2 protein-coding genes are annotated in these 1,737 nt (G+C 76.7%); both read right to left on the bottom strand.

Annotated elements, in window-relative coordinates; genetic code table 11:
- Positions 1–103: 103 nt before the first annotated feature.
- The gene (locus tag HP507_RS00115) at positions 104–925 is read right to left on the bottom strand and encodes an energy-coupling factor transporter transmembrane component T family protein (RefSeq protein ID WP_420890006.1); all 822 of its coding nucleotides are present in this window, start codon (positions 923–925) and stop codon (positions 104–106) included.
- The coding region (locus tag HP507_RS00110) for an ABC transporter ATP-binding protein (protein ID WP_175349874.1) at positions 922–1,737 on the bottom strand (816 nt) is incomplete at its 5' end. The genes HP507_RS00115 and HP507_RS00110, both read right to left, overlap by 4 nt.

Below are 1,737 nucleotides of genomic sequence, written 5' to 3'. Positions count from 1 at the left end.
GGCCCGCGCCGCAGCCGCAGCCGGTGCCGCGGCGGCAGCTCGCGTCGCAGCCGCAGCTCGCGCCGCGAGGTCGTCGACGAGGGCCTCGTCCTCGGTGGCGGCCTCAGGCACGCCACGTCCCCGCACCCACCGCGACCGCGATCGACACGATCCCGATCCCGACGAGCACCGCGACCATCGCCCACTCCGGCCCCGCGAACCGAGCGGCCCGCGCCCACGTCCGACGGCCGGGAGCCCCGAACCCCCGCGACTCCATCGCCACCGCGAGCGTGGTGGCCCGACGGAGCGCGAGCACGAGCAGCGCGAACGCCATCGAGGCGCCCCGTCGTAGTCGGCCGGTGTCGGCGAGTCCCCGGGCCCGCCGCGCCATCCCGAGCTGCCGCCAGTCGTCGCCGAGCAGGGTCATCATCCGGATCGCCGCGAGCGCCCCGAGCACGAACCGGGCCGGGAGCCGCAGCAGCTGCGCCAGCCCGTCCGCGAGGTCCGTCGGGTCGACCCGGATGAACAGCACGACCGCGGGCAGTCCGACCGCGAGCACGCGCATCGCCGTGGCGAGCGCGAGGGTGAGCGACCCGTCGGTGACGTGGGCGAAGCCGAGGTCGAACCACTCCCGTCCGGAGGGTCGTCCGTACAGCGCGATGCTCAGCGCGGTGAGCGGCACGGCGACGAGGACGGGCGACGTCCGCAGCAGCAGGGTGCGCGGCGGGATCCGCAGGAGCGGGAGGAGCAGGACCTCGAGCCCGAGGGCGACCGCCGCGGAGACCACGTCGAGACTCAGGACGAGGCACACGCCGAGCGCGAGGACGCCCAGCAGCGATGCCACCGGCTGCACGCCGCGGATGCCCTGTGCGCGGGTGGGTCCGTGGGGACGGCCTGGAGGCGCGGCTCGTCCGGGCAGTCGCGCCTCGGTCCCCGGCGCGGTCACCGCTGCACCCCCGTGGCCGGGCCGGTCCGGACGGGGTCCGATCCGGCGAGTGCGGGTGCGGGCGTGAGGGCGGGTGCCCGTGCCGGTGCCGGTGCGGGTGCCGGTGCGGGTGCGGGTGTCGCTCCCGCGGCGCTGAGCACCACCTCGTCCGCGTCGAGCGCGCGCACGAGGTCGCGGTCGTGCGTCACGGCGACGATCGCTGTCCCGGCGTCGGCCAGCGCTCCGAGCCGCTCGACGACGGCCTGCCAGGTGGCTCGGTCCTGCCCGGAGGTCGGCTCGTCGAGGACGACGACGGGCGGGCGGGAGGCGATGACGGTCCCGATCGCGAGACGACGCTGCTCCCCGCCGGACAGCGTGAACGGGTTCGCGTCCGCGAGGTGGGCGAGACCGAACGCGTCGAGCAGCTCCTCCACTCGGGCGTCGACGTCGGGCAGGTCGAGGGCGCGGGGACCGGCGGCGAGTTCCTCGCGGACGGTGCGGGCGACGAACTGGTGCTCGGGGTCCTGGAACACGGTGCCGATGCGCGTGGCCAGCTGTCGGCTCGTCCACGCGGCGGGGGCGTCTCCGATACCTCCCGACAGCGCGGGGGTGGCCCGGAGCGTGCCCTCGACGGGGCGGAGGAGCCCGGCCAGCGTGAGGCCGAGCGTCGACTTGCCGACACCGTTCGGCCCCGTGACGGCGAGCACCCGGCCGGTCCGGACGTCGAGGTCGATCCCGCTCCCGACCCGCTGCCGCTTCCCCCGGGCGGTCCCGAGGCCGCGCGCCGCGAGCAGCTCGTCCCCGTCCCCGGCGCCGAGCGGGTGGAATGTGCC

It is taken from the genome of Curtobacterium pusillum (genome assembly GCF_013359865.1).
GTDB classification, from domain to species: domain Bacteria; phylum Actinomycetota; class Actinomycetes; order Actinomycetales; family Microbacteriaceae; genus Curtobacterium; species Curtobacterium pusillum.
Note: the sequence above shows the minus strand (reverse complement) of the source record. Positions and strands in the feature narration are given on the sequence as shown.